Here is a 26,251-nt window from a genome sequence, read left to right on the forward strand (position 1 = left end):
TCGGTGTATCCTGCGGCGACACACCAGACGAAAGCTGATCGCTGACCATGGCCGGCCATTCCCAGTTCAAGAACATCATGCACCGCAAGGGCGCGCAGGACGCCCGCCGTGCGCGCCAGTTCGCCAAGATCATTCGCGAGATCACCGTGTCGGCGAGGCAGGGCCTGCCTGATCCGGCGTTCAACCCCCGCCTGCGCGCCGCGGTGATCGCCGCGCGCCAGGCCAACATGCCGAAGGACACCGTCGACCGGGCGATCAAGAAAGCCACCGGCGCCGGCGGCGGGGATGACTACGCCGAGGTCCGCTACGAAGGCTACGGCCCGGCCGGCGTCGCGGTGATCATCGAGGCGCTGACGGACAACCGCAACCGCACCGCCTCCGACGTGCGCACCGCTTTCTCGAAGTATGGCGGCGCGTTGGGGGAGACCAACTCCGTCAGCTTTCTGTTTAACCGGTTGGGCGTAATCCGCTACCCGGCGGCGGCCGGATCAGCCGACGCCATCCTGGAAGCGGCGATCGAGGCCGGTGCCGACAATGTCGAAAGCGATACCGACTGGCACGAGGTCACCTGTGCCGTCGAGGATTTCTTCGCCGTCCGCGACAGCCTGGAAAGCCGCTTTGGCGAGCCGGAAACCGCTCGGTTGGACTGGCGCCCGACCATGCTGGTGACGCTGGATGAGGACCGCGCGGCCAGCCTGCTCAAGCTGCTGGACGCGCTGGAAGACAGCGACGACGTGCAGAACGTTTACGCCAACTTCGACATTCCGGACGCGGTGGTGCAGGCATTATCGGCGTAATGACAGTTTACTGAAGTAACGGTCTGGTTGATGCGGTTGCTCCCTATGTCGTTTTTCAGTGATAGTTGTCGCCGCTGAGATCGACCCGGACGACAGCCTCACGCGGGGGCGCCTCATTGGCGATCTGGTAATGCACCGCATGCCGTGTCCGATAGGCCATGGTCGGCTTGTCCAGGAAGCCCAGCCGCGCGCCGCTCGTTTTCATGTGGTTCCACACATGGTTGTCCGCCTCGGCCGCGACGGCCGGCGGGAACAGCACCCAGGCGATCATGTGCTGGAAAGCGGACCTCATCACCAGCAGGCAGCTTGTGTCGATGTACGGCCGAGCGTTCACCTGGGGGCACTTCGCCATGCGGGAACCGTCGAGGCGATGCAGCATCCGTGCCGATGAGCAGGCATCCAGCCTGTTCGCCTGGGCAAAGGCCATCAGGCCTTCCAGGTGGTCCTTGTCGAACCAGTTGTCGGCATCCAGGAAGGCGATCGCGTCGGCCTGTGCGGCGATCGCGTGGTGGCAGCCGATCAGCCGGGGCGTGTTGCCGTAGTCCCGATAGTTGCGTGGAAGCACGATGTGCGAGCCCTGGAACGCCTGGATCTGTGCTGGTGCCGAACCGTCGCAGACCAGGATGTGATGCGCCGGGATCGACTGCGCCTTGACGCTGTCATGCGCCTGCTGCAGCCATGCCGGTTCAGTTTGAAAGTATGGCGTAACGACGCAGATCTTCATCGCTGACAGCGCGTGATTCCGTTATGGCGGCGCCAGCTTAGCCCGAACTTTGCTGTGTTTTTGAGCCATCCGGTTGATTACCAAGGAAACGTGCCACGAACGTAGTCAAGCATTTGGCGAATTTCTCCTTGACACAGGCCGAACCGGTTTGATTCCATGCCTCATGCACATCGCCAAGGTCCCAAACCGTAACGCCAAACCGTCCTTCCTCCTGCGCCAAACCTATCGCGAGGACGGCAAGGTCAAGAACCGCACGCTGGCCAACCTCTCCAAGCTGCCGGTCGAGCGCATCGAGACTCTGCGTGCTGCCCTGCGTGGCGACCCGCTCGCCCCGGTTGGTGACAACGGCTTCGAGATCCGCCGCTCGCTGCCGCATGGCCACGTGCTTGCGGCGCTGAGCGTGGCACGGCGCATCGGCCTCGACGATCTGCTGCCGCGCCGCGCCCCGCCGCGCCGCCGTGACCTGGCGCTGGCGCTGATCGTCGCCAGACTGCTCGACCCGGCGGCGAAGCTGGCGACAGCGCGCATGCTCGACAGCGCCACCGCCAGCCACTCGCTGGGTGAAAGCCTCGGCCTTGGCTGCGTTACCGCCGGCGAAATCTACACCACCCTCGACTGGCTCGGCAGCGAGCAGGCCTTCATCGAAAACCAACTCGCCCGCCGCCATCTGAAGAACGGCGCGCTGGTGCTCTACGACGTCACCTCCACCTACCTCGAGGGCCGCTGCTGTCCGCTGGCCCACCACGGTTACAGCCGCGACAGCCGTGGCGATCGGCCGCAACTGGTGATCGGCCTGCTGTGTGCCGCGGATGGTTGCCCCGTGGCGGTCGAGGTGTTCGAGGGAAACACCGCCGACCCGGCCACCGTCGCGGCGCAGATCAGCAAGCTGAAGCAGCGCTTGCGGCTGCGCCACGTGGTGATGGTCGGCGACCGCGGCATGCTCACCGCCGCACGGATCGAACAAGCCCTCCGCCCCGCCGGCCTAGACTGGATCACCGCGCTGCGTGCCCCGGCGATCCGGCAACTGGCGGAAGGCGGACAGCTGCAATTCTCCCTGTTCGACACCCGCGATATGGCTGAGATCAGCAGCCCGGATTATCCCGACGAACGGCTGGTGGTGTGCCAGAACCCGCTGCTGGCGGCGGAACGCCAACGCAAGCGTGACGCGTTACTGGCGCTGACCGAGGCCGACCTGAGCAAGATCCAGGCCCGGGTGACGCGCGCGAAGAACCCTCTGCGCGGGGCTGGGGACATCGGCCGCGCGGTCGGCGCTCTCCTGGGCAAACGCAAGATGGCCAAGCATTTCGCGTTGACCATCACCGACGCCGCATTTGACTTCACGCGCAAGGCCGAAGCGATCGCCGATGAAGCCAGGTTCGATGGCTTTTACGTGCTGCGCACCAACCTCCCCGCCAAGCAGATCGATACCGCCGGGACCGTGCGGGCCTACAAAGCCTTGGCCCAGGTAGAGCGCGCGTTCCGCTGCCTCAAGAGCGTCGATCTGGACCTGCGGCCGGTGTTCCATTGGACCGCGCCGCGGGTACGCGCGCATGTCCTGCTGTGCATGCTGGCGTATTACCTGGAGTGGCATATGCGCCAGCCGCTGGCGCCGATGTTGTTCGACGATCATGACCGCGCGTCGGCCGAAGCAGAGCGGACGTCGCCAGTGGCCAAGGCCAAGGTCTCCAAGGCGGCTTATCGCAAGGCCTCGACGCAGCGCGTGGTGGACGCTAGCGGCGAGCTCCAGCCGGTGCACAGCTTCCGCACCCTGCTGGGCGATCTGGCAACATTGGCCCGAAACACCGTCTGCTTCGCAGGGCAGAAGATGCTTACCGTTCAGACCACCGCAACGCCGATACAGCGCCGCGCACTCAGTCTGTTGGGGGTCGAATTGACGGCAGCGTAGACAGCAAGCAGGTGGGGTCCGGAGTCGGATCAATGACTTACGTCGAAAAGACGGTAAAGTTCAGTTTAACATGGCGCCCGCACCGACACCCGTATAACCATACGGTTTCCAAATCGGGGAGCACGATTCGCGCATGGTCAGGTTGCTTGGCATCGATCCCGGATTGCGCTTTACCGGCTGGGGCATCATCGAGAGTGACGGCAGCCGCTTGCGCTACATTGCCGACGGCGTCATCGCCACCGACAGCGCGCACGCCGTTCCTGTTCGGCTGAAAACCCTGCACGACGCCCTGGCCGATCTGCTGGCGCTGCATCATCCAGCCGAGGCGGCGGTCGAGGAGACCTATGTCAACCGCAACGGCACCGCGACCTTGAAACTGGGCTACGCCCGCGGCATCGCGCTGCTGGCACCGGCCCTGGCCGGCATCGCGGTGGCGGAATACGCTGCCAAGACCGTCAAGATGGCCGTCGTCGGCACCGGCGGCGCCGACAAGGACCAGGTTGAGATGATGGTGCGCCGCCTGCTGCCCAGCGCTACGATCCGCCGCGCCGACGCCGCCGACGCCCTTGCCGTCGCCATCTGCCATGCCCACCATCGGTCCTCGCGGCTGGCCTGGTCGGCTGGGGCGTTGGAAGCTGCGGCGAGATAAGCAAGGCGAGGGCTCCACCCCTCGACCCCGCCAAGGGCTGATGCCCTTGGAACCCATTTAGGGATTTGCGGGAGAGGGGGCGGCCGAGACGGTTGCAACGCCTGCGTCGCCCCCTCTCCCGCAAACCCCTGGACGGGGCTCAAAGGGGCATCTGCCCCTTTGCGGGTCCAGGGCAGCGCCCTGGTCTTGCTTCCCTCGCCTCAGTCCCCCAACGCCTCGGCCAGCAGTTCCAGTGCGCGAACGCCGAAGGCGCGCATGTTGGCGATGCGGTCGGCGCTACCGGTTTCCAACGTGATGGCTTCCGAGAAGCCGGCGCCGGTGACGGCGATGCAGGTGTGTCCGGCCAGATCACCGTAGCGATTGCCCGTTGGGCCGGTGGCGCCGGTTTCGCCCAGGCCCCAAGTCGCCTCCAGCCGATCGCGCACGGTCTTGGCGAGCAGCATGGCGTAGGGTTCGGTGGAGGCCCGTTCGACCGGCGCCGGCAGCGGATTGCCAATATCAAGGAAGCCTTTCCGCGCATAGGCGGTATAGATCACGCTACCGCCGCGGAAATAGGCGGAGGCGCCGCCGACCGACAGCAGCGCGGCGGAGATCAGGCCGCCGGTGGACGATTCGGCGATGGCGATCGTCTCGCCACGTTGCTTCAGGCGCGCACCGATCTTCTCAGCCAGTGGCAGCAAGATATCCATCAGGGTCTTCCTTTCCTGTTATGCCGTGAGTGTTGCCCGCCGCTGAACGGGTGTCCAATTCGGGTGCCTCCGCATGCGTTGTCTTGCTATTGTCGGTCGGATGACGATCTGACAGGTCACGAAGGGATGTTTTTGGATGCGGCGATCGAAGAATACGACCAGTGGTCGGAAACCGGGCCCAGGCGGTTCATGGCTGGCTGGCATGATGATCGGGACCGCCATTATCAGCATGGCGACCGGAGCAATGGTTCTAGGTGTGAGCCTGGCGGTCAAGGACGCTGGCCGCAAAGGCGGATGAGAGGCGGCCGCGGCGGTGACTTCAATGAAACCGAACCGGCCGTCGCCGCGCGAGACCGCCGTCATGGCTCGGACGCTCGGTAACCTCGACAGCATGGCGGTCGCCGCGGAGCTGACCGCGGTCATCGTCGCGGTGACCGAAGGGCAGCCGCGCGTGCTGACCATCGAAAAGGGGCAGGCACTGCCATCGGGGCCGTTCGAGCCGGGGCATCGGTCCTTGCAGGCCGGCCTGCGATCGTGGGTGGAAACCCAGACGCATCATCCTCTCGGTTATGTCGAGCAGCTTTACACCTTCGCCGACCTCGACCGGAAGAAAGAGGCGCAAGGCCGAGCGGTGTCCGTGAGCTATCTGGGACTGACTAGGGAAGCGCCGGCGGCCAAGGGCTGGGACGCGGCGTGGGCACCCTGGTACCGCTACTTCCCGTGGGAGGATTTCCGCGGCCCCGGCGCCGCGCTGAGCGAATCCCTGCTGGAGCCGGCGCTGCTCGACTGGTGCGAGAAACCGAATGATGCGGGCATCACGCGTGACCGGCAGCGGCGCATCGCGATCAATTTCGGTCTGCGCGGCCAGAAATGGAACGAGGATCTGGTGCTGCAACGCTATGAACTGCTGTGGGAGGCCGGCCTGGTGGCGGAGGCCCGCGCCGGAATGTGCGGGCTGTCGGACATCCTGACCGAGGCCCTCGGCGCGGCAATGCAGCACGACCACCGCCGCATCCTGGCCACCGGCATCGCTCGGCTTCGCGCCAAGATCAAGTACCGGCCTGTGGTTTTTGAGCTGATGCCGCCGTCGTTCACGCTGTTGCAGTTGCAACGAACGGTCGAGGCCCTGGCCGGCCGGCTGCTGCACAAGCAGAATTTCCGCCGGCTGATCGACCAGCAGGATCTGGTCGAGGAAACTGGTGATGTCACCACCGACACCGGCGGCCGCCCGGCCAAGTTGTTTCGGTTTCGCGGCGAGGTGCTGGCCGAACGGCTGGTGGCGGGGACCAAGCTGCCGCTGGTGCGAGCGGTTTAAGGGGCGGGTTCGCAGGTTGTGAATCATATCAGCGACCTGAAGAGCTGTAGGTATGCACTAGGTTGGTGGGCGGGCATGGAATCAGCACGAAACCAACGGCCTGACGCGTGTTGAACAGGCAAGGCATCACGCCGGTGGTGTCAATGTCGCAGGGCAGGGTAGCGGGTGGTAGCTCGATGCCAGATTTTTTCGATTGCTTGCGCGGTCGCGATTTATCGACGCCTCACCTGCCTGGTTTTGAACCCGGCTCGTCGTCCCTAGAGAGACCGCTTTGGCGGAGACCGAACGTAGGACACTCGCGCCCGCAACGGCTAGTTTGCGCACAAGTCGGTCGTCCAGCCGATTGTCTCTGCGCATCCGAAGCGGACGTTGCGTTCGCCGGCTTCCCGGCCGCTATTGGTGGAAAGCGGCTATAAAGGCAGGCGGCCCAGAGGTCCGATCTGGGCCCATTAATGCTCCAATCGCGTCAACCGACGCCCTAAAGTCAACGCATGAGCGCGGACTGGTATCCATGAACGGGCATGCCGCGCCCTGCCTGTTCGGCTCGCGTCATGCGTTCGTGCCACCGTCAACAGTTAGGCTTGCGCCCGTTATGTAGGCCGCTTCCGGGCCCGCGACGAAGGCTACCATCGCGGCGATGTCTTCGACGTGACCATAACGGTTGAGCGCCGTGAGGACCGTCTGCGGCGTCGCCCAATCGCCCGCGGCGGGGTTTAAGTCCGTGTCGATGGGTCCCGGCTGAATATTGTTGACCGTGATGCCCCGGCCCCCAACCTCTCGAGACAAGCCTTGCGCGAACATCTTTATGGCGCCTTTCGTGGCCGCGTAAGCAACCAAGCCAGGCGTCATCATACGCTCGCCCACACACGAGCCGATCAGGATGATGCGACCTCCGTCTCGCAGGTGCCGCAGCGCCGCCTGCGTCGCTATCAATGCACCACGGAAGTTGAGGTCAATCACACGATCCAGTTCCTCTAGCGTCGTCTCCAGGAATGGCTTCGGAATGGCAGTCCCAGCATTGTTTACAAACACATCCAGTCGTCCATAGGTCGCGACGGTCTTGTCGACCGCGGTCGTAACGGCCTTGGCATCGGTCGCGTCGGCCTGAATCGCCATGGCCCTTCCGCCGGAGCGCTCAATCTCGTAAACGACCGAGAGGGCGGCGTCGGCGCCCTTTGTGTAAGTGACGGCCACGCTCGCGCCTTCGGCGGCCAATCGCTTGGCAATTCCAGCACCGATGCCGCGGGATCCGCCGGTCACAAAGGCGGTTTTGTTGGCAAGGTTTGCCATGATACATTCTCCTCAAGCCCAATATTGGGCATTTGATGGACGTCGGGATTGCAAGCGGATGAACCGCTAGGCTGTTGTGCTCGGTCTCGCTGCGACCGTGTCGTACCAGCGCCTTAGGGCGGCGCAGGCTGGCGGGATGGGCATGTCGAACGCCCGCGTCGCGAAGTCGACGGTGACGAGCATGGTGATGTCGGCAGCCGAAAACGCGTCATCGGCGACAAAGGACGCTTGTGTCAGCCGCTGGTCGAAATCGGCGTAGAAATTCGCAACCCGCCGCCTGCTGCGGTCGGCCAGGGCGGGAATTTGCTCGTAGTCGTGCGCCCCCGCGATCGCCCGGCCCTTTAGTCTCGCGGCGGCGTTGCGAACCCCCTCCATGACGGCGGCGAAGCCTTCCAGCTCCACGCGCCGTTCCCACATGACGACCAGCGCTTCGCCGACCGGCCCGGTGCCGAGCAGCGGCGGAGCCGGATACGCTGCCTCGCAGTAACGAAAAATGGCCGGAACCTCACCGATCGCCACACCGTTGGTCAGCACCAGCGTCGGCACGACGCGACGCGGATTGATGGCGCGGTAAGCAACCGAATGTTGCTCCCCTTGTCCGAGGTCGATCGGCACAAGAGTGACATTCTGTGCCTTTTCGGCGAGGAAGATGCGCACTCGCCTGGAATTGGGTGAGCCCGTAGCGTGATACAGTTTGATGGCTTTGGAAAACATGATGTTTCTCACCCGATTTGCCGCCGTTGCGCGGTTGCGCCCCAGCGATGCTGGAAAACAATTGCCCTGATCGATCAGGCGGCGGACTTGCCGCCATCGACAGAGACGATCTGTCCCGTGACGAATGAAGCGGCCTGCGAAGCCAGGAAAACGATCGCCTGGGCGATCTCGTCGGGCCTGCCGGCGCGTCCCAGCGGGACGGCCGATGCCATGGCCGCTTTCCTTTGCGGGTCGCCCGTGAAGCGGTCGAGCATGCCGGTATCGGTCGGGCCCGGCGCCACGGCGTTGACCCGGACGCCGGAAGCGGCGGCTTCCAAGGCCGCGGACTTGGTGAGGCCTTCGACGGCATGTTTGCTGGCCGCATAAATGGAAGCGCCGGCTGCTCCACGATGACCATAGGTGGAGGAGATGTTGATGATGCTGCCGTGGCCCTGCGCCTGCATGACGCGCAATTCGTGCTTCATGCAAAGCAGCGTGCCGAGGACGTTCGTTTCGAATGTGGCGGCATAACTCTCCGCCGTCTGTTCGGCGACCGGTCCGGGCTGACCCTCCGTGCCAGCATTGTTGACCGCAGCGTCGACCTGCCCAAAACGGGTGAGGGTCGCCTCCAGCAACGCGGCAACGTCTTCGTCGTGGCGCACATCCGCTCTGGCGAAGAACGCGTCCGCACCGAGGCCCAGCAGCTCTGCTTCGAGGGCTTTTCCTTCCCTGTCCCGGCGGCCGGACACCGCGACGCGGGCACCCCTCTTGGCGAAGGCTATCGCGGCCGCGCGGCCGATGCCTGTCAAGGCGCCGGTGATCAATACAACCTGGGTTTCCATGCGAAATCTCCATCCATTCGCGCGGCGGCTTGGCGTCGTCGCGTGTGCCAATCCATGCCGGATGGAGCAGGCAGGAGATTGATGCATTCCGCTGCAATTTTGCATTTTCCAACTATCGGGCGCATTGGTTGAGTACGGCGTCGCGCCCAGGCGCGCCGGGATAAACTTGGCATACCAATAAGCTGAAGCCGCGGGCGGTTGGTTCCCGCGTGCGGTTTGCCAGCGAAAGGCTCAGGATGCTCGATGGCGGGTCCTCGACATTCGCATTCGGCCCGTTCCGCCTGTTCGCCGCGGAACGCCGCCTGGAGAACGACGGCAAGCCCGTGCGCCTCGGCGGACGCGCGCTCGATCTTCTGATCGTTCTCGTCGAGCGCGCCGGTGAGGTCGTCTCGAACAGGGATATTCTCGAGAGTGTCTGGCGCGATGTAACAGTTGACGAAAGCAGTTTGCGCTTTCACGTCAAAAATCTCCGCAGGGCGCTTGGCGACAGCCGGCCGGACGCAGGTCACGTGACGAACGTGTTCGGCCGCGGCTATTGCTTCACCGCACGCGTCGAGCGACTGGATCGGGCAAATGCATCCGGGTTGAGCCCAGCGTTGTTCGGTGCCAGGCTCAACCTGCCAACGCGGACAAGCGTGATTGTCGGCCGGACGAGCACTATTGAAACCATATCGCGCGAACTGTTGCGCAGGCGCCTAGTCACCATTGCCGGTCCGGGCGGCATCGGCAAGACGACGCTGGCGATCGCAACAGCCGAAACGTTGCGCCCGAGCTTCGGCAATGTGGTGTTCTTCGTCGATCTGGCGCCGATCGAGGATCCCGTGCTGGTGGTGGGCGCCGTGGCATCGGTGCTGGGACGAGTACAGCGCGCCGAGGAGCCGATGGACGCCCTTGTCGAGTACCTGGGCGACCGGCGGCTGCTGATTGTGCTCGACAATTGCGAGCAGGTCATCGAAGCGGTGGCGGCCCTGACCGACCGTATCGTTCGGAATACCGTCGCGACGCACGTGCTGGTCACGAGCCGCGAGACGCTGCGGATACAAGGCGAGCACGTGCATCGGCTGATGCCGCTGGAATGCCCGCCGGTGAAGGACGACCTGTCGGCCGAGGACGCGCTGAGCTATGCCGCCGTGCAACTGTTTGTCGATCGCACGACCGCCGGCTTTGGCGGCTTCGCACTCGACGATGCCCTGGCGCCAATTGCGGGCGAAATCTGCCGACGGCTGGATGGTATTCCGCTCGCCATCGAACTGGCGGCGGCCCGTGTGGAATTCTTTGGCCTTCCTGGTCTCGCGCGTGGCCTGAACGACATGTTCGCCGTATTGACGCAAGGGCGCCGCTTCGCGTTGCCGCGCCATCAGACGCTGCGTGCGGCATTGGACTGGAGCTACCACCTGCTGGCGCCGACCGAACAGGCGGTATTGCAGGGCATCGCGATATTCCGGACAACGTTCACGCTGGAATCAGCCCTTGCGATCGTGCGGGGACCGACGATCACGTTCGAGAGCGCCGTGGACGCGATGGCGAACCTGGTCGCCAAGTCGATGCTGACCGCAGACAGTGCGGGCGAGGTCGTGCAGTATCGGCTGCTGGAGGCAACGCGCATCTACGCGAACGAGAAGCTCGCTTCCGGCCGTGGCAGGCCGGAGGCCGCGCGGCGGCACGCCGAGCACCACTTGAAGCTGATCGAGGCCGCGCCCGCCAATTGGGAATCGCATGCCGGGAAGGCGTGGCTGCGGTTCTATGCCGGACGGATCGATGACATCCGGGCAGCGCTGGACTGGTGTTTTTCCGACGCAGGCGACTCATCGATCGGGCTGCTTCTCATGATCGCTTCCGCTCGGCTTTGGTTTCAGTTGTCGTTGACCCTGGAGTGCCGGGACCGCATCGAATTCGCTCTTCGGTTTCTGTCCGACGCACCGTACTCGGACGCCGTAATGGAGATGCGGCTGCTGGCCGCGCTGGGTCACGCCCTGTGGTATTCGGCGAGCGAGGCGGACCGGCTGGAGCGCGCCTTCCGACGAGCCTTGATGCTCGCCGATCAAGTTGGCGACGTGCAGGTGCGGTTGCAGGCGCTCTGGGGGTTATGGGCTTCCCGGCGCGCGCGCGGCCTCTACCAGGAGGCGCTGACGTTCGCGGAAACATATGAGACCGTCGCACGGGCGTCGGGAGATGAGGCCGCCATGCTGCTGGGTGGCCGGATCCTGGGGCTGACACATCATTATCTCGGCCACCAGCAGACGGCCCGGAACCTCTCCGAACAGGTGCTGCATGTCGCGCGCCGCACAAGTAATGTGCTGAACAGCGAATTCCAGCTTAGTCCGGAGATCGCGGGCACGACGATGCTGACGCGCATCCTTTGGGTGCAAGGCTTGCCCGATCAGGCGGCAGCCATGCTTCACGAGGCGATCGACGCGGCGCAGCGGTCCGACCACTGGTATTCGATGTACTATGTCCTGTGCTTTGCGGGCCTGCCGCTTGCGCTGTGGGTCGGCGATCTGGCGCAGGCACAGCATTACCTGGACGTGACCGTGAACCGGGCCGCGGCGGACCGATGGAGGCGCTGCTGGGCGTTCATTCTGCGACTGCGGCAAAGCGGTGAGAGCAGCACGCTGATCGCGGCGTCGCTTGAGCCGAGGGTCGACCTGAATACGGCGCAACAGCTATTCGCGCTGGCATCGGCTGCAACGAGCGCGATGCCGCAGCCCGACGATGACGTGGGCGAAGCCCTGTGGTGCTTGCCCGAAGTGCTGCGCGTCAACGCCGAACTTCTGCTCTGGCATGGTGCGTCGGATGCCTCGGCGGCGGCCGAAGCGACGCTGCTTCGCTCCCTCGACTTGGCGCGGCAGCAATCGGCCCTGTCGTGGGAGTTGCGCGCGGCGACGAGCCTGGCCCGGCTATGGCACCGACGCGGGCGCGTGATCCAGGCCCGCGACCTGCTGGCGGCAACACATGATCGCTTCACCGAGGGATTTAATACCGGCGATGTCGTCGGCGCTCGGCGGCTTATCGCTGACTGGTCCTGATCGGCTGCCCGGATCTGGCGAGCATGGTGGTCTCATAAGATATCACAATCGCTCACGCGACCGGGGCCCGTCGGTCTGCGAGCATCGCACTCGTACCGGCATCGGGAGGTAACAGTGCGGGCAATCCAGATCGAAGAAGACGTCGCCAGGAAGTTCGGCTTGACGCAGGCTCCAACGCTGCTGGCGCAGCGGCGATTGCCCCGGCCGATCGCTTTCACCAGGCTGCGCGCCACCGCGATAGCCGGCGAGCGGGCGAAGGCCGCACCGCCGGATGCGGCCTTCGAGCTTCTGGTGGCACTCGCGCCGGTGGCCGCGGGTGAAATCTGGATCGACGGGACGCACGATGCGCTGCCGCCGGCGTATCCCGGCGATACCTTCGTGTTTGATCTGGCAGCAAGTCCCGTTGCCAGTTTTGCCGGACCTTATGATTTCGTGCGGTTTTATCTCCCCGCCGTGACGCTCGATCGGCTGGCTGACGATCAGGGCTTGCCTCGCGTCCGGGGCCTGCGCACACCGCCGCGGCAAGTCCGCGATCCGGTGATGCAGGGATTGGCGCTGTCGCTTCTGCCTGCCCTTGAGGCGCCGCACGCAGAAGCGACCGGGTTCCTCGACTCCGTTGCACTCGCATTCCACGCTCATTTCATGCGCAGCTATGGCGGTGGGCTGGCAAGTGGACGCTACGTCGGCGCCGGCCTAGCGCCGTGGCAGTTTCGGCGCGTTCGCGCGTACGCTGACGCCAATCTCGACGCCGATCCCTCGGTTGCCGATTTGGCCGGGGAATGCCGTCTGTCGCCAAGTCATTTTGCCCGGGCTTTTTCCACATCGACCGGCACTTCGCCCCACAGATGGCTGGTCAATCGGCGGATCGGGCGTGCGAAGGCGTTGCTGCTCGGCGGTGAAGAGCTATGCCAAATTGCGCTGGCTTGCGGCTTCGCGGACCAGAGCCACTTCACCCGCGTCTTCGTGCGATCCGAAGGGCAGAGCCCAGGTCGGTGGCGTCGGCGGCACTGCAACTAGATCCCACATTGCCAGCCGCGAAGGGCCTTTGAGCGGGGGCAAGCTATTGCGCCGTCGTCGGCCGCCCAACGGAGGTGGCTTCCGTCGACAATTTCCAAGGACGAATGTCTGCTTGCCAACGTCTGACACGCCAACGCAGCCTGTCTGTCATCGGCCAGTCTCGACCGGTTGGGCTGCGGCTGTGGCGGGCAGCGTTGGGACAAGTACAACCGTCCTGCGCGCGGCGTTCCCCGGGCTGACAGACGATCCTAAATCAGGCGATCAGTCCTGCAACACGTCGAACGCTTTGGCTATGGAACTAAGCCATCTCCTTCTGCACCACCCCCAGCAGCCGAACCTGCAGCGCGACGTCCTGCTCCAGCGATCGGGCGGTGCCTTCGAACGCCACCTGGCCGTTGACCAGCACGTACGCCCGATCGACCAGCGGCAGCACGGTTTCCGCGTGGTGCTCGACGATCACCATGGCGACGCGGCCGTGCAGCTTGGCCAGCGCGTCCATGACTTCCTTCACGATAGCCGGCGCCAATCCCTCGAACGGCTCGTCCAGCAGGATCAGCTTCGCCGGCACCATCAGCGCGCGGGCGATCGCCAGCATCTGGCGTTCGCCGCCGGACAGGCTTTCGGCTTTCGATCGTTGCAGCATGCGCAGCTTCGGAAACAGCCTGTAGACATCCTCCAGCGAGGCACCGCCAGGACGCGTCGCCAGCCGCAGGTTGTCCAGCACGGTCAGGTTGGGGAACAGCCGCCGGCCCTCCGGCACCAGGGAAATGCCGCGCTGGTTGATCTCGTACGGTTTTGCCTGGGTGATCGCCGACCCCTCCAGGCCAATACGGCCGGAGGAAGCCCGCACGGTCCCGGTGATCGCGCGCAACGTGGTGGTCTTGCCGACACCGTTGCGGCCAAGTAACGCAACTGCCTCGCCTTCGTGCACGGTCAGCGACAGATCCTCCAGCACCACGCTGCCGGCGTAGCCGGCGCGCAGCTTCTCCACCACCAGCAGCGGCTTGCGCGCCGCATGCGCCTGGCCTTCGGCATCCGTTGCCGCCGGCGGCGGCACGATCCGTTCGGCGCCGAGGTACGCCGTCACCACGTCCGGGTTGCTGGCGACCTGTTGCGGTGCGCCATCAGCGATCAGCCGGCCCTGGTGCAGCACGCTGATGCGGTCGGACAGCGCCAGCACACGGTCGATGTCGTGCTCGATCAGCAGCACGGCATGGGTTTCGGCAAGCTGGCGGATCAGCGTGCCCACCACCTGCCGGTCGGCCTCCGCCAGGCCGGCCAAAGGCTCGTCCAGCAGCAGAAGCTTGGCGTCAGTGGCAAGCGAGATGGCGATCTCCAGCAGCCGCTGCTCGCCGTGCGCCAGATTGGCGCAGGATTCCGCCGCGCGGTCCGCCAGCCCCACCGCGGCCAGCAGCGACCAGGTGCGGGCATTGATGTCGTCGTAGCGGTAGGCGTCGCGCCACAGGCCCCAGCGCCGCCGGTCCTGCGCCTGCACCGCGACGCGCACGTTCTCGAACGTTGTCAGGTTGCGGAACACGCTCAGGATCTGGAACGACCGCGACAAGCCTAGGCGAATGCGCCGATGCACCGGCAGATTGGTGATGTCGTGCCCGTCGAACAGGATTTGTCCGGTATTGGCCTTCAGGATGCCGGTCAGCATGTTGAAGAACGTGGTCTTGCCGGCGCCGTTCGGGCCAATGAAGCTGTGCAGGCGGTACGGATACACTTGCAAGTTCAGGTCGGACGCCACCACCAGCGACCCGAAGCGCTTGTTCAGGCCGGTCACGGTCAGGATCGGCTGATCGACGTCCAGTTGCGCTCCGCCCACGCGGTAGGGCTCAATCCGTGCCGGCCGCGTCGGAATACGCTTGCGGGTCAGCGTCCAGTCGTCGCGGCGCATCAGGCGGAACCCCAGGCCCTGCATGCCTTCGGGCGAGGCCAGCGCGAACAGGATCACGATCGGCGCGAAGATCAGCCACCAGCTTTCGGTAATGGCGGACAGCCGGTCCTCCAGCAGGATGAAGGCGATGGCGCCCCACAGCGGCCCGAGGAAATGGTGCACCCCGCCCAGCACCGCCATCAGCAGCGAATCGCCAGCGTGCTGCCAGCTCAGGTTGTCGGCATAGGCGCCCTTCAGCATGAAACACAGCAGCCCGCCGGCATAGCCGACAAAGCCACCCATCAGCACGAAGGACACGAACTTCAGCCGGAACGGGTCGTAGCCCAGGCTTTCGGCGCGCTGTTCGTTGTCGCGCAGCGCCTGCAGCGAACGACCGAACGGCGAATGCGCCACCTGCCAGAGAACGGCGATCGCCACGGTCACGGTGACGACGGTAAATATATGAAACGACCAGTCGTCGCGGAACAGCGGGCGCGGGACACCCTGCAGGCCGTTCTCGCCACCGGTCACGTCGGTCCATTTGTAGGCGATCTCGAAGGCGATCTGCGAGAAGGCGAGTGTCAGCAGGGAGAAATACAGGCCGCGGCGACGCAGGATGATCAGCGCGATGACCGCCGCCAGCACCAGCGAGAACAGCAGGCAGAACAGCAGCGCCACGATTTCGTTGCCGGCGCCGCGCAGCATGGCAAAGGCGGCGGCATAGCTGGCGCAGCCGAAGAACACCGAGGCACCGAACGGCACCAGCCCAGTATAGCTCACCAGCAGGCAAACGCCCGCGCCGTACAGCGTGTAGATGGCGATTTGCGTGATCAGGCTGATCGGTGCGCCGATCAGGTGCCACACGCCGCTGAGCAGCACCAGGACGGCGAAGACCAGTAAAGCCGGATGGCGGATCATTCAAAGCGCTCCCACCGCTCACCCAGCAGGCCGCGCGGGCGCAGCAGCAGCATCAGCGCCATGAACACATACATCACCGCGCCGGACGCCTCCGGGTAGAACTGGATGGTCAATGCGATGACGACACCGACCAGCAGCCCGGCGATCACCGCGCCGGCGAACGATCCCAGGCCGCCGACCGCCACGACAACGAAGGCCGGCATGATGGCGTTGGTCGCCATCGACGGCGTGATGGTCCATAGCGGTGCCGCCAGCACGCCGGCGATGCCGGCGATGGCGCAGCCTAGCCCGAACACCCAGGTCAGCACCCGCGGCAGGTTGATGCCCAGCAGACCCACCATCTCGGGATCACGGGAACCGGCGCGCAGGATGCGGCCGAACCGCGTGTGTTCCAGGAACAGCCAGAGCGCGATCAGCACCGCGCCGCTGGTCAGCAGCACGGCGAAACGATACTTCGTGATCAGCACGGGCCCCCAGATGATGAACCCGCTCAGCAGCGGCGGCGGGCTGAACGGCTGACCGATGCCGCCGTAGATCAGCCGCACGCTTGCCTCGATCAGTAGGGCCAGGGCGAAGGTGACGATCAGGCTGATCAGCGGTTCCTTGTCGTACAGCCGCCGGATCAGCAGTCGTTCCACGATCATGCCGATCGCGCCGACAAACAACGGCGCCGCGATCACCGCCGGCCAGCCGAGGTATTGGTATAATGTCAAGGCAAGATAGGCGCCCAAGGTGAAGAACGCGCCATGGGCGAAATTGACGATGCCCAGCAGGCCAAAGATGATCGAAAGACCGATGGCGATCAGAACATACAGACCGCCGAGGACCAGGCCGCTGACGATCTGGGACAGTAAGACTTCCAGCACGATGTGTGGCCCCTCCTTTCATCTCATCATCAAGTTTGGATTGATTGGCACTCAGGCAAAAGTTCGTCAGACAGGTTCGGCGGCTTTTATGTCATCGCCGGCGAAGGCTCGCCACCTACGACCTTATTCATATCGCCACCGCACGTCATGGATGTCGGGCTGCAGCGAGCATGGCCAGTTTCAAGGACGTGCTTTGACCGATCAGGCCGACATCCATAACGCCACACCTCTCCATCGCCCGTCTCATTCACGGCCAACCAGGAAACGACAGTCTAATTGGAAGGCTTTACCATTGACGATAGATAAGCAGGCCGCGCGAGAATGGCGGGCTCGCCTCCGGAATGTATTGCATTGCTACAGAGTGGGCGGCGCGGCAACCCGATCCATCGCAATGCCCCTCAGCTCATCTTGCAGCCGACTTCCTCCGGCGTTCCGAACACCTTTTCCAGGTCGGCCGGATTCTCCGGCAAGGTCGCCTTCACGTCGAAATAATCCCACCTGTCGGTGATCTTGTCCTTCACCGACACGGCCAGGTTCCGCGCCAGCATCTGGTGATCGAATCTTCGATAGCTGTAGGACGCGTTGCCGGCCTGCACCTTCCAGGCCTCCAGCCCCTGCACGATCGCCATCGGGTCGGTCGACTTCACCGCGTCGATCGATTCGAACAAGGAACGGGCGGTGATCCAGCCCATCCACGCCTTGTCGGCGGCGGGCTTGCGGTATTTCTTTTGATAGGATGCAGCGAAGGCTTTTTCTTCCGGCGGATTGTCTGGATTGTTGTAATACCACATCTTGGTGAACGTGCCGGTCGCCGCCTCCGGCCCAACCGCCCAGATGTCGGTGTCGCCGATGGCGATCTCCACGAACGGGATCTTGCCCTTCATTCCCAGTTCGTTCCACTGCTTCAGGAACGTCGACAGGTCGCCGGCCGACAGGCCGCCGACCACCACATCCGGCCTGGCCTGGCGGATCTTCAGGATGAAGGAACTGAAATCAGCGGTGTTCAGCGGCACCTCATCGGCGCCGACCTCGGTGCCACCCGCCGCCTTCAGCAGCGCCCGCGACGACCGCAGGATGTCCTGCCCAAAGGCGTACGATGCCGTGATGTGGTACCACCGCTTGCCATAGGTCAGCGCATACGGCGCGATCATGCGCGACTGCACGACAACCGGCGTGTTCAGCCGGAACGTGAAGCGGTTGCAGTTCTTGCCGGAGATCTCCGTCGCCGCCGCGTTGTCGCACACGAACGGCACCTTCAGTTGCGCCGCGGTCGCTTCCTCCGCCAGTGCATTCGACGACAACGACCCGCCGAGGACGGCGCAGACCTTGTTCTCCTGCACCAGCTTCCGCATGTTCTGCGTCGCCGCCTGCGGCGTCGGCTCGTCTAGCCAGACCAGTTCGGCTGGCTGGCCCATGATCTGGTTGTCGCGCTCCTGCATCGCCAGGAACGTGCCGTTGGCAAGATATTCCGTCTGACCGGCGATCTGCCCGGTCTTCGCCAGCAGCAGCCCGATGCGGATCGGTTCGGCCGCACGCGTGATCCAGGGTGCTGCCAGCGGCGCGGCGGCCATGCCGATCAGCACCTTGCGGCGTCGCACCAATAAATGCCTGTTGGCGGCTTTCATCGCGTTTCCCCCTGGTCCTTGATTTGCGCGGACGCTTGTTTCGAGTTTGGCCACTTGTCGGGCCACTGCTATCCAGCCGTCAATGTTGGGTGGCGGAGTGGACGGAGGCATGCAATGAGGTATCCTTGCCAGGAGATGCCGCCCCGCTTCGCCGTCATCACTTTAGCATTTGCTCCGGTGTTTGTGCAGCAGCGCACCTGGTGTCACGCTCAGTTGCTGTTGCTAGGCGCATGGTTGGCCCCGATCCAACGCACAATGAGTAGCCTGCTGCGAATTGTTGGGCTGCGGCGGAAGCGGCACTTCGTCAATTGTCACCGCGTGCTCAACCGCGCGGGCTGGAACAGCCGACAGGCTGCACGCGTGCTATTAATCAGCGCCTTTGTTTCAACTGGTCCGATCGTGCTGGGTGTGGATGACATGATTGAATGACGCGCTTGCGCACGGCAATGGCCTCGAGTCCCTGATCATGCTGAATTCGGCCTACGCCGAGGACGACCCAGCCCTCTGGCCCAGGATGATCACGCTGTTCACGATCCAAACTCGCCAGGCGCCCGTGATGGCGATCGCGAAAATCCCGAGCTGTTCGGCTGGCTACTGACCTGCCAGCAGCAGCAGTTTCAGGACGCGCTACCGGACGCCCAGAAGCCCCGGATGAAGAGGTTCATCGGTCCGCTTGCCGCGGAGAACTTTACTATCAAGACGGCTCGAGCCCGACTTTCATGCAGATCGCCACACGGTTTTTCGACATCCAGGCGGGCAACGCCGCGCGCCTGCCCGACCTCAAGGCCGTCGACATCCCGATGAAACTGATCTGGGGTTAGTGCAATCCCGACGTGGCCGCGGCCGAGCGGCGCCAGCCTCGGCTGATGCGTGCCACCCTCACGGTCGTGCCCGCGGGCCATTGGCCGCAGGTGGACGAACCGGAGCCGGTAGCGAAGGCGATGTCGTCATGACAGCCCGTCTCCCGAGCGCGGCTCAGGAACAAAGCGCACTTGCCGGTCACGCGGAACGGTTGCTTCGATATGGCCGTCGTCTGTCAGGACCCACTTACGGGTGCAGCCGTTGCGGCGGTTCTTGCGCTCGCCCGGAGACCCGGTCCTGGGTCAGATGGTGCTCGAACTCGCCGCCATCAGCCGGTTTAACAACGCCTTCTTCAGCGCGCTAAGCAGGATCGATGGCGCCTTACACTTCCGTGACATCCCCTCCACGTGCTACCGGCGCGGCAATGAAGTCACTGCTGCGCACAAACCGAGCCCAATCCATGCTGGCGGTCTTGTTGGGGCGCTACCTGGCGTTGGCGCTCCGCACCACACGCTGGACGCTGGATGGGCAGGAACATTTTCGTCCGTTTGGCGCCGGCACGCCTGCGATCTTCGCATTCTGGCATGAGTTCCTGCCCCTGATGCCGGCCTTGGCGCTGATAGCGCGCGAGTTGCCGTTTTATCGCCCGAGGCCGATCCATACCCTGGTCAGCCACCACCGCGACGGCCGGTTCATTGGCGCCGTGGTACAGCGTTTCGGCATCCTGCCCATTCTGGGTTCTTCCTCGCGAGGCGGCGCGGCCGGCTTGCGCAATATGCTGGCGGTGCTGCGGCGGGGTGACCTGATCGGGATCACGCCCGATGGTCCGCGCGGCCCCCGTCGTCAAGCCGCTTTCGGCGCCCTGCAACTCGCCGCGTTGTCTGGCGTGCCTATCGTACCCCTTGCCGCGCGGACCAGCCAGCGCATGCGGCTGGATACCTGGGACCGCATGCCGGTGCCGCTGCCGTTTGGCCGCGGCGTCATGGTCTGCGGCCCCGCCATCAGCGTGCCTCGCCACGGCTGGAGGGATGCGGTCCCGGCGGTCACTGACGCGCTGAACCAGGCAGCCGACCGCGCGGAGGCATTGTGTCAGGCATAACGGCCCCCGCCCCGGCCAGGCCCACTCCGGCCAGCAATGTCCTGGCCAGCGGCTGGGCGGTCGCCGCCATGCTGCTGGCCCCGGCGGTTCGCCTGAACTTGCGCCGGCGTGCCGCGAACGGCCGCGAGATCGCCGCTCGTTTGCCGGAGCGTCGCGGCATTGATCCCACCCCGCGCCCGGCGGGTCGCCTGTTATGGATGCACGCCGCCAGCGTGGGAGAAACGCTGTCGATCCTGCCGGTGCTGGAGGCGCTGCGCCACCGGATAACCGTGCTGCTGACCACCGGCACCGTCACCTCCCAGGCGCTGCTGGATCGGCGCCTGCCGGAGCTTGGGCTGGCCGGTGACGTGCTGCATCGATTCGCGCCGTTGGACGTGCCGGCCTGGATCGCCCGGTTCCTGTCGCATTGGCGGCCGGACGCCGCCTGCTTCGTCGAAAGCGAACTGTGGCCGAACCAGCTCGCCGCCTGCCAGGCGCGCGGCATTCCGCTGATGCTGGTCAATGCCCGCATGTCGGACCGCAGCTTCTTGCGGTGGCAGCGTGCCCCCGGCCTGGCCCGTTCCACGCTGAGCCGCTTTTCCCATATTCAGGCACGCGGGGAGCAGGACGCGGCGCGCCTGCGGCGTCTCGGGGCGGCGGATGTCGACTGCCCAGGCGACTTGAAGTTCGCCGCGCTGCCGCTGCCGGTCGACCCGTCGGAACTCGATCGCCTGAACCGGGACCTGTCCGGGCGGCCGGTCTGGCTCGCCGCCAGCACCCATCCGGGCGAGGAGGCGCTGGTGGCCGCCGCGCACCGCCTGATGGCGCAGACCCATCCGGGGCTGCTGACCATCATCGCTCCGCGTCACCCGGACCGCGGTCCCGCGCTCGCGGCGGCGCTGAACGCGCCACGACGCGCCGCTGGTCAGCCGCTCCCGGCCGAGGGGCTTTGGATCGCCGATACGATGGGCGAGCTTGGGCTATGGTATCGGCTGGCGCCGATCGCCTTCGTTGGACATAGTCTGCTCCCCCCCGGCGGCGGCCAGAACCCGCTGGAGCCGGCTCGGCTTGGCTGTGCCATCGCTGTCGGCCCGCATTGCGGCAACTTCACCGATCATGTGGCCCTGTTGCGCAGCGCCGGAGCACTGACGGAGGTAGCCGATGCGGCCAGACTGGCGCGGTTCGTGACGGCGATGCTTGATAATCCGGCCCAGCGCCGCCACCTGGGCGCGCAGGCCGCGGCGGTGGCCCAACGGCATGCCGGCCTGCCGAAGCGCACCGCTGAAACGCTGTTGTCCCTGCTGCGCCCGTCTGCAACCGGCCGCCCTGCATGACGCCGGCCCGCAGACCCGGTTCCGCAGGACACCCGCCGGCATGACCGCCTTCCGCATGATTTCGTCCTGATCATGCCGCGTGCGCCGGCGTTCTGGTCGCACAATGGCCTGCTGGCCCGCGCGCTGTCGCCGCTGTCGATGATCGGCACCACGTTGACCGCCCGCCGCGTCGCTCGTCCCGGATGGTTGGCCCCCGTGCCGGTGGTGTGCTGCGGCAACGTCACGGTTGGTGGCGCCGGTAAGACCACCCTGGTGCTGGATCTGGCGCGCCGCCTGAAACAACGCGGCACGGATGTCCACATACTCCTGCGTGGCTATGGCGGCTCGGCCCGAGGCGTCCACCGCGTCAGTCCGCGGGACCCGGTCACGCTGGTCGGCGACGAAGCCCTGCTGCTCGCAAGCCTCGCATCAACCTGGACCGGCGCCGACCGCGCCGCCACTGCCCGCGCCGCGATCGACGCCGGCGCCCAGGTGCTGCTGATGGATGATGGCTTGCAGAACCCGACACTGCTCAAGACGCTTGGCATCCTGGTGATCGACGGCGCGACCGGGTTCGGCAATGGCCGCGTGCTGCCGGCCGGCCCGTTGCGGGAACCTCTGGCGGCAGCCATCGGCCGCGTCCAGGCCGCCGTGCTGATCGGCGCTGACAGCACCGGCGTCACGGCCGCGTTGCCCGCCGCTCTGCCCGTATTGCGGGCAACCCTTGCGCAGGATGCGGCAATCGGCACGCTGGCGGGGCACCGCATCCTCCCGTTCGCCGGCATCGCCTTGCCGGAGAAATTCTTTACGCCGCTGCGTCGGGCTGGCGCGGTCGTCGTCGCCGCCCAGCCTTTCCCGGACCACCACGTCTACCGGGTGCGGGAACTAGATGCGCTGCTCCGGCGAGCGGCGGCGCTGGATGCGATGCTGGTGACCACCCCCAAGGACGCGGTGCGTCTGCCGCCAGCGATCCGGCCTCGGGTCACGGTCATCGGTGTCGAACTGGTCTGGAACGAACCGCGCCGGATTGACCGCCTGCTCGACAACATGATCGGCACCGCCCTGCCCGCCACATGCTGAAGCGAGGCGTTCTGGCAGGCTTGCCGGAAAGCGCAAAGCCCGAGCATGTCACGATCAGGCCCGAGCACTTGCGGACAGCCAACGCCAGCGATCCGGGCACCGTCGCATGATCCCGTCATGGCGGGCGACCGAGCACGCGAGCGAGGGGCAGGCCCGCCATCCACGCCTTTGGCAAGATCGGTGTTGCCAGACATGGATGGTGGGACTATGCGCGTCGTAGTGTCGAGAGCGCGGCGCGCCGCTTCAGACGACGGGTTTACCGATCCACCCGCGCCAAAGCATCATCGCCCGTAATCCACATCCCGCAGAGGTTCGCCATGGACGACGTTGTTTTCCTGTTCGACGTGGACAACACGCTGCTGGACAACGACCAGGTCCAGCGCGACCTGGGCGAGCATCTCGGCACGCACTACGGCACCGAGGCGCGCGACCGCTATTGGGCACTGTTCGAGGACCTGCGGGCGGCGCAAGGCTATGCCGACTACCTTGGCGCGCTGCAGCGCTACCGGCTGGAGGACCTGCATAATCCGAAGGTTCTGCGGATCGCCAACTGGCTGGCCGATTACCCGTTTGCCGATCGGCTTTACCCGCATGCGCTGGAGGTGGTGCGCCATGTCGCCGCCTGGGGACCGGTGGTGATCCTGTCCGACGGCGACGCCGCGTTCCAGCCGCGTAAGATCGAGCGCGCCGGCCTATGGCACGCGTTTTCCGACAATGTGCTGATTTATATCCATAAGGAGCAGGCGCTGGATGATGTCGAACGGCTATATCCGGCGCGCCGCTATGTCATGATCGACGACAAGCTGCGCATCCTGCAGGCGCTGAAGCAGCAATGGGCGGATCGCGTGATCACCGTGTTCCCGCGCCAGGGGCACTACGCCCATGACCCGCAGGAGATCAGGACGCGCCCGGAGGCCGACATCGCGATTGATGCCATCGGTGATCTGCTGGCATTCGGCCGCGATCGGTTCACCGGCTGACCCGCGCCATGAAGCTGACCAATCTGCCTTGGCGCCACATATCAGGGTCGTCACGTAGCTGCCAGGGCAATCGGGTAAAGTAGATCGAGGACACGGGATGGCGCATCTCCCGTTGTGTCATCACCGGGCTTGGCCCGCTGACCCATGACTTTGGCTTGGTTTAGCACCGCAAGTCGTCGGTGGCCAGGTCAAGCTCTACCGGATTCACACAACATGGAAACGATCTGGCGGCTGCTGCGTCAAGCATGGCCCGGCTGATGCCTTGCGATGTGGTATCCCATGAGCATTGCGTTAAAGCGGGCGAGGCCGGCATGAATGACAATGGGTCCCGGCTTGCCGTAGTAGCCGGTCCAGCCGCCGAGGCGTGCGCATACCCAGGTGGCGTAGGCCAGCGAGCCGGGGGGGTGCGGGTTTTTCTGCTTGGCGGTGTTGCCTTCGAGGGTGGTGCAAACGGCCTGCAACACGGGTTGATCGTCGGGGTCGAAAGCGTCGGTCAGCGGCCGAGCGGCGGTTCCGTCCCGGTCATGCACCATCTGCATGACCTTGACGGCGGCGATCAGGGTGGTGGCGACAAGGTTCTCGAAGGCCGCTTCGTCCTGCATTTCGACGGCCTCAATGTCGAAGCCCTGGGTTTTCATGACCCGGAACACCTGCTCGATGCTCCAGCGGCGGCGATAGAAGTCGATGATGCGTTGCGCCTCTGGCAGGGTTTGCACCGGGTGCGTTGTCAGCAGGCGCCAGTGCAGCGGCTTCACTCGCGGCGGTGCATTGACTTCCCGCGCCTCGACGTAGGTCAGGCTCAGTTTCGCCGGCAGCCGGGCGGCTTCCGCCGCGCGGTTGCGCTTTGGCCGGCGCAGCGTGACCGGGCAGGCAGACAGCACCACCTTGGCCTGGCGTTCGGCGCGGCCGGGGGCGGCTGGCACGTGCACCACGCTGCCGCCCAGTTCGCCCAGCGCGGTGGGGGCGGCATACAGCCGCGTCGCGTCGGCCAGCACGCGGTTGTGGTGGCAGCGGATCAGCAACTCCGTCGTCGGCGGGCGCAGCGCGAAGGCCTCGTAGAGGTCGCATTCGCGATCGGCCACCGTGGTGACGCAGGCCGCGCCAGCCGCCGACAGCCGCGCCGCCTCTTGCGTCGCCTCCAGCCAACGAGCGCTTTCCTTGTCGCCGAACGCTCGTTTGTTGCAATGCACCGCCTGCTTGCCCCGGCGCAGCAGGAAGCTGGCCGCGACGACGCCCAGCAAGGTGCCGTCGTCGGCGTCCACGGCAATCGTCGGATGCAGGTAGTGGCCGCTGTCCTTGCCATCGTCGCGCAGGCTGGTGGTGTCCTGGATCGCCAGCACGTGCCGGCCGCCCACCAAGGCGGCGGTGTGCGTCCGCGCAGCCTCGATCATCTCATCGGGGGTCACGCGGGGGTTGTGCAGGAACCGCCTTATCCTCATCTCGCCGGCCCGGTCGCCGCCCAGCGCGCGCACCTGCACCCGCTTTTGGCCCATCCCGCACAGCCGCTGTTGCATGTCCAGCCAAGCCGCTTCCAAACGACGATCACTGAACAGCGAGGGGTTGGCTGTCATGCCATGCTCCGCAATGCACTTCTCGATTTGAGGCAGATGACAAGCCCATACCGCACGGGGCCTAGCAAGGTCGTTCATAGGATGTGTGCATCGGGTAGGGTCAAGCTCGGCCATGACACAAGGCAATGCAGCGCGGCCAGGACGCCAGTCGGGTGCCCATGGCGCAGAACTCCTCGCGTCATCCGGTTCACCCGATCGCCCTGACGTAGCTGCCACGGCGCCCGGTTCGCCGCCCAATCTTTTACCGGGACCCGTGGCATCCCCTCGAAACGCATTATCTGCTAGCCTGCGCCTGGCCCGATCACTGGACCCCCGCATCGAGGAAAAAAGGAATCCGCTCATGTTCATCGCGATGAATCGCTTCAAGGTCCTGCCAGGTGCCGAGGCGGCGTTCGAGGAGGTCTGGACCTCCCGCGATACGCACCTGCCCGGCGTTCCTGGTTTCGTATCGTTCCATCTGTTGCGCGGACCAGAGCGGGAGGATCACGTGCTGTATTCCTCGCACACGATCTGGCGCAACAAGACCGTCTTCGAGGAATGGACCACGTCGGAAGCCTTTCGTCAGGCACACCGCAGCGCCGGCGGCAACAAGCCATTGTATTTGGGCCACCCGGAGTTTGAAGGGTTTGAGGTCATTCAGACGGTCGAGTGAAGGACGGCAATAAACCGGTCCGACGTCGCCACCGCGAACCAGGCACGCGACCGCTCCACCCGCACGTGGAAATTCCCACATGGGCATAGGGCTTAGAGGGCAAAACCGCTGCTGTTCCGGCGCGTGATCGCCTTAGGCTGACCACTCGGAACCGTGAATGACGCGATCAAACGACCAGTCGTAATCTAAATAATTGGACATTGGCATCAGAGCGGATGTCGAGCACGATCGCCTGATCTCGTAATGGCGGGCATCGGCTCGCCATCCACGCCTCGCGGCGCTGATCCGGTCAAGGCATAAATGGCGGCCCTGCGCCTGCCCTTATGCCGAGGGTCGGGCGCGCAGCCGCAACCACAGTGCTCACGATCAACACACCCAAAAATGAGGCGCCAGACGTGGCGCGCGGGCTACTCCGCTCCCTGGGTCTCGACACCAGCTTCACGGTGGTGCGGGCCGACCTGACGAACCCGGTCAACAGCTTTGCGCCGTTCCGGAACCTCCGCCGAACATGAACAAGAATGTCTATGGTGTTTCACCGCG

22 protein-coding genes and 1 pseudogene are annotated in these 26,251 nt (G+C 65.1%); 13 read left to right on the forward strand and 10 right to left on the reverse strand.

Translation table 11 applies throughout. The features are described 5' to 3' along the window. Positions 1 to 47: 47 nt before the first annotated feature. A complete protein-coding gene (locus tag ACQY4S_RS13170) occupies positions 48 to 797 on the forward strand; it encodes a YebC/PmpR family DNA-binding transcriptional regulator (RefSeq protein ID WP_428485655.1) in 750 nt (249 codons plus the stop codon). Positions 798 to 852: 55 nt separating this feature from the next. On the opposite strand, the gene ACQY4S_RS13175 is transcribed toward ACQY4S_RS13170, so the two are convergent. Further along, complete coding sequence (locus tag ACQY4S_RS13175; protein WP_428485656.1) at positions 853 to 1,521, reverse strand: glycosyltransferase; 669 nt, start codon at positions 1,519 to 1,521, stop codon at positions 853 to 855. 163 nt (positions 1,522 to 1,684) lie between these two features. On the opposite strand from ACQY4S_RS13175, the gene ACQY4S_RS13180 reads away from it, so the two are divergent. Together ACQY4S_RS13180 and ruvC are read left to right on the forward strand one after the other, a co-directional pair. Beyond that, positions 1,685 to 3,427 (forward strand): IS1634 family transposase, encoded by a 1,743-nt coding sequence (locus ACQY4S_RS13180; protein WP_428483124.1) that lies wholly within the window; start codon positions 1,685 to 1,687, stop codon positions 3,425 to 3,427. 133 nt (positions 3,428 to 3,560) lie between these two features. Continuing rightward, on the forward strand, positions 3,561 to 4,076 hold the full coding sequence (gene ruvC / locus ACQY4S_RS13185; protein ID WP_428485657.1) for a crossover junction endodeoxyribonuclease RuvC: 516 nt from the start codon (positions 3,561 to 3,563) through the stop codon (positions 4,074 to 4,076). A gap of 200 nt (positions 4,077 to 4,276) precedes the next feature. Here the strand turns inward: ruvC and ACQY4S_RS13190 are convergent, their stop codons facing one another. After that, complete coding sequence (locus tag ACQY4S_RS13190; protein ID WP_428485658.1) at positions 4,277 to 4,765, reverse strand: CinA family protein; 489 nt, start codon at positions 4,763 to 4,765, stop codon at positions 4,277 to 4,279. 391 nt (positions 4,766 to 5,156) lie between these two features. On the opposite strand from ACQY4S_RS13190, the gene ACQY4S_RS13195 reads away from it, so the two are divergent. Next, on the forward strand, positions 5,157 to 6,080 hold the full coding sequence (locus ACQY4S_RS13195) for an NUDIX hydrolase (protein WP_428486273.1): 924 nt from the start codon (positions 5,157 to 5,159) through the stop codon (positions 6,078 to 6,080). 549 nt (positions 6,081 to 6,629) lie between these two features. Here ACQY4S_RS13195 and ACQY4S_RS13200 read toward each other — a convergent pair. From ACQY4S_RS13200 to ACQY4S_RS13210, 3 genes are all read right to left on the reverse strand, one after another. Continuing rightward, complete coding sequence (locus tag ACQY4S_RS13200) at positions 6,630 to 7,370, reverse strand: SDR family NAD(P)-dependent oxidoreductase (protein ID WP_428485659.1); 741 nt, start codon at positions 7,368 to 7,370, stop codon at positions 6,630 to 6,632. A gap of 66 nt (positions 7,371 to 7,436) precedes the next feature. Continuing rightward, complete coding sequence (locus ACQY4S_RS13205; RefSeq protein ID WP_428485660.1) at positions 7,437 to 8,084, reverse strand: glutathione S-transferase family protein; 648 nt, start codon at positions 8,082 to 8,084, stop codon at positions 7,437 to 7,439. A gap of 74 nt (positions 8,085 to 8,158) precedes the next feature. Beyond that, positions 8,159 to 8,905 (reverse strand): SDR family NAD(P)-dependent oxidoreductase, encoded by a 747-nt coding sequence (locus tag ACQY4S_RS13210; protein WP_428485661.1) that lies wholly within the window; start codon positions 8,903 to 8,905, stop codon positions 8,159 to 8,161. 236 nt (positions 8,906 to 9,141) lie between these two features. Between ACQY4S_RS13210 and ACQY4S_RS13215 the strand changes: the two genes are divergently transcribed. Further along, on the forward strand, positions 9,142 to 11,931 hold the full coding sequence (locus ACQY4S_RS13215; RefSeq protein ID WP_428485662.1) for an ATP-binding protein: 2,790 nt from the start codon (positions 9,142 to 9,144) through the stop codon (positions 11,929 to 11,931). 159 nt (positions 11,932 to 12,090) lie between these two features. Further along, positions 12,091 to 12,948 carry a helix-turn-helix domain-containing protein gene (locus tag ACQY4S_RS13220; RefSeq protein ID WP_428485663.1) on the forward strand — a complete coding sequence of 286 codons (858 nt, stop codon included), beginning with the start codon at positions 12,091 to 12,093 and terminating at the stop codon, positions 12,946 to 12,948. Positions 12,949 to 13,246: 298 nt separating this feature from the next. On the opposite strand, the gene ACQY4S_RS13225 is transcribed toward ACQY4S_RS13220, so the two are convergent. From ACQY4S_RS13225 to ACQY4S_RS13235, 3 genes are all read right to left on the reverse strand, one after another. Beyond that, positions 13,247 to 15,745 (reverse strand): ATP-binding cassette domain-containing protein, encoded by a 2,499-nt coding sequence (locus tag ACQY4S_RS13225; protein WP_428485664.1) that lies wholly within the window; start codon positions 15,743 to 15,745, stop codon positions 13,247 to 13,249. Then, a complete protein-coding gene (locus tag ACQY4S_RS13230; RefSeq protein WP_428485665.1) occupies positions 15,742 to 16,611 on the reverse strand; it encodes a branched-chain amino acid ABC transporter permease in 870 nt (289 codons plus the stop codon). Before ACQY4S_RS13230 ends, ACQY4S_RS13225 begins: the two co-directional genes overlap by 4 nt. Before the next feature lie 398 nt (positions 16,612 to 17,009). Further along, positions 17,010 to 18,209: an ABC transporter substrate-binding protein gene (locus ACQY4S_RS13235; protein ID WP_428485666.1), complete on the reverse strand. Its 1,200-nt coding sequence runs from the start codon at positions 18,207 to 18,209 to the stop codon at positions 17,010 to 17,012. Positions 18,210 to 18,491: 282 nt separating this feature from the next. Here ACQY4S_RS13235 and ACQY4S_RS13240 point away from each other — a divergent pair, with 282 nt between their 5' ends. Together ACQY4S_RS13240 and ACQY4S_RS13245 are read left to right on the forward strand one after the other, a co-directional pair. Next, positions 18,492 to 18,665, forward strand: coding sequence for a hypothetical protein (locus ACQY4S_RS13240; protein ID WP_428485667.1), 174 nt, complete (start codon positions 18,492 to 18,494; stop codon positions 18,663 to 18,665). Further along, positions 18,658 to 18,834 (forward strand): hypothetical protein, encoded by a 177-nt coding sequence (locus ACQY4S_RS13245; RefSeq protein ID WP_428485668.1) that lies wholly within the window; start codon positions 18,658 to 18,660, stop codon positions 18,832 to 18,834. Before ACQY4S_RS13240 ends, ACQY4S_RS13245 begins: the two co-directional genes overlap by 8 nt. 349 nt (positions 18,835 to 19,183) lie before the next feature. On the opposite strand, the pseudogene ACQY4S_RS13250 reads toward ACQY4S_RS13245, so the two are convergent. Further along, positions 19,184 to 19,309, reverse strand: a pseudogene (locus ACQY4S_RS13250) (transposase); the annotation flags it as partial. A gap of 188 nt (positions 19,310 to 19,497) precedes the next feature. Here ACQY4S_RS13250 and ACQY4S_RS13255 point away from each other — a divergent pair. From ACQY4S_RS13255 to ACQY4S_RS13270, 4 genes are all read left to right on the forward strand, one after another. Then, a complete protein-coding gene (locus ACQY4S_RS13255) occupies positions 19,498 to 20,136 on the forward strand; it encodes a lysophospholipid acyltransferase family protein (protein WP_428485669.1) in 639 nt (212 codons plus the stop codon). After that, positions 20,124 to 21,449 carry a 3-deoxy-D-manno-octulosonic acid transferase gene (locus ACQY4S_RS13260; RefSeq protein ID WP_428485670.1) on the forward strand — a complete coding sequence of 442 codons (1,326 nt, stop codon included), beginning with the start codon at positions 20,124 to 20,126 and terminating at the stop codon, positions 21,447 to 21,449. The genes ACQY4S_RS13255 and ACQY4S_RS13260 overlap by 13 nt, the downstream gene beginning before the upstream one ends. 72 nt (positions 21,450 to 21,521) lie before the next feature. After that, entirely contained in the window at positions 21,522 to 22,508 is a 987-nt protein-coding gene (gene lpxK / locus ACQY4S_RS13265; RefSeq protein ID WP_428485671.1) for a tetraacyldisaccharide 4'-kinase, read from the forward strand. A 317-nt stretch (positions 22,509 to 22,825) separates the two neighbouring features. After that, a complete protein-coding gene (locus ACQY4S_RS13270) occupies positions 22,826 to 23,488 on the forward strand; it encodes an HAD family hydrolase (protein WP_428485672.1) in 663 nt (220 codons plus the stop codon). 239 nt (positions 23,489 to 23,727) lie between these two features. Here ACQY4S_RS13270 and ACQY4S_RS13275 read toward each other — a convergent pair whose 3' ends face one another. Continuing rightward, positions 23,728 to 25,059 carry an IS4 family transposase gene (locus ACQY4S_RS13275; protein ID WP_428485471.1) on the reverse strand — a complete coding sequence of 444 codons (1,332 nt, stop codon included), beginning with the start codon at positions 25,057 to 25,059 and terminating at the stop codon, positions 23,728 to 23,730. A 340-nt stretch (positions 25,060 to 25,399) separates the two neighbouring features. On the opposite strand from ACQY4S_RS13275, the gene ACQY4S_RS13280 reads away from it, so the two are divergent. Then, a complete protein-coding gene (locus ACQY4S_RS13280) occupies positions 25,400 to 25,711 on the forward strand; it encodes an antibiotic biosynthesis monooxygenase family protein (RefSeq protein WP_428485673.1) in 312 nt (103 codons plus the stop codon). Positions 25,712 to 26,251: the final 540 nt, after the last annotated feature.

The organism is Rhodopila sp. (assembly GCF_965276935.1).
Classification (GTDB): domain Bacteria; phylum Pseudomonadota; class Alphaproteobacteria; order Acetobacterales; family Acetobacteraceae; genus Rhodopila.

Excerpts from the sequence above, each read along its gene's own strand:
- ACQY4S_RS13170 (WP_428485655.1), top strand. The coding sequence starts at position 48 with ATGGCCGGCCATTCCCAGTTCAAGAACATCATGCACCGCAAGGGCGCG.
- ACQY4S_RS13175 (WP_428485656.1), bottom strand. The coding sequence starts at position 1,521 with ATGAAGATCTGCGTCGTTACGCCATACTTTCAAACTGAACCGGCATGG.
- ACQY4S_RS13180 (WP_428483124.1), top strand. The coding sequence starts at position 1,685 with ATGCACATCGCCAAGGTCCCAAACCGTAACGCCAAACCGTCCTTCCTC.
- ruvC (WP_428485657.1), top strand. The coding sequence starts at position 3,561 with ATGGTCAGGTTGCTTGGCATCGATCCCGGATTGCGCTTTACCGGCTGG.
- ACQY4S_RS13190 (WP_428485658.1), bottom strand. The coding sequence starts at position 4,765 with ATGGATATCTTGCTGCCACTGGCTGAGAAGATCGGTGCGCGCCTGAAG.
- ACQY4S_RS13195 (WP_428486273.1), top strand. The coding sequence starts at position 5,157 with ATGGCGGTCGCCGCGGAGCTGACCGCGGTCATCGTCGCGGTGACCGAA.
- ACQY4S_RS13200 (WP_428485659.1), bottom strand. The coding sequence starts at position 7,370 with ATGGCAAACCTTGCCAACAAAACCGCCTTTGTGACCGGCGGATCCCGC.
- ACQY4S_RS13205 (WP_428485660.1), bottom strand. The coding sequence starts at position 8,084 with ATGTTTTCCAAAGCCATCAAACTGTATCACGCTACGGGCTCACCCAAT.
- ACQY4S_RS13210 (WP_428485661.1), bottom strand. The coding sequence starts at position 8,905 with ATGGAAACCCAGGTTGTATTGATCACCGGCGCCTTGACAGGCATCGGC.
- ACQY4S_RS13215 (WP_428485662.1), top strand. The coding sequence starts at position 9,142 with ATGCTCGATGGCGGGTCCTCGACATTCGCATTCGGCCCGTTCCGCCTG.
- ACQY4S_RS13225 (WP_428485664.1), bottom strand. The coding sequence starts at position 15,745 with ATGATCCGCCATCCGGCTTTACTGGTCTTCGCCGTCCTGGTGCTGCTC.
- ACQY4S_RS13240 (WP_428485667.1), top strand. The coding sequence starts at position 18,492 with ATGAGTAGCCTGCTGCGAATTGTTGGGCTGCGGCGGAAGCGGCACTTC.
- ACQY4S_RS13255 (WP_428485669.1), top strand. The coding sequence starts at position 19,498 with ATGCTGGCGGTCTTGTTGGGGCGCTACCTGGCGTTGGCGCTCCGCACC.
- lpxK (WP_428485671.1), top strand. The coding sequence starts at position 21,522 with ATGCCGCGTGCGCCGGCGTTCTGGTCGCACAATGGCCTGCTGGCCCGC.
- ACQY4S_RS13270 (WP_428485672.1), top strand. The coding sequence starts at position 22,826 with ATGGACGACGTTGTTTTCCTGTTCGACGTGGACAACACGCTGCTGGAC.
- ACQY4S_RS13275 (WP_428485471.1), bottom strand. The coding sequence starts at position 25,059 with ATGACAGCCAACCCCTCGCTGTTCAGTGATCGTCGTTTGGAAGCGGCT.
- ACQY4S_RS13280 (WP_428485673.1), top strand. The coding sequence starts at position 25,400 with ATGTTCATCGCGATGAATCGCTTCAAGGTCCTGCCAGGTGCCGAGGCG.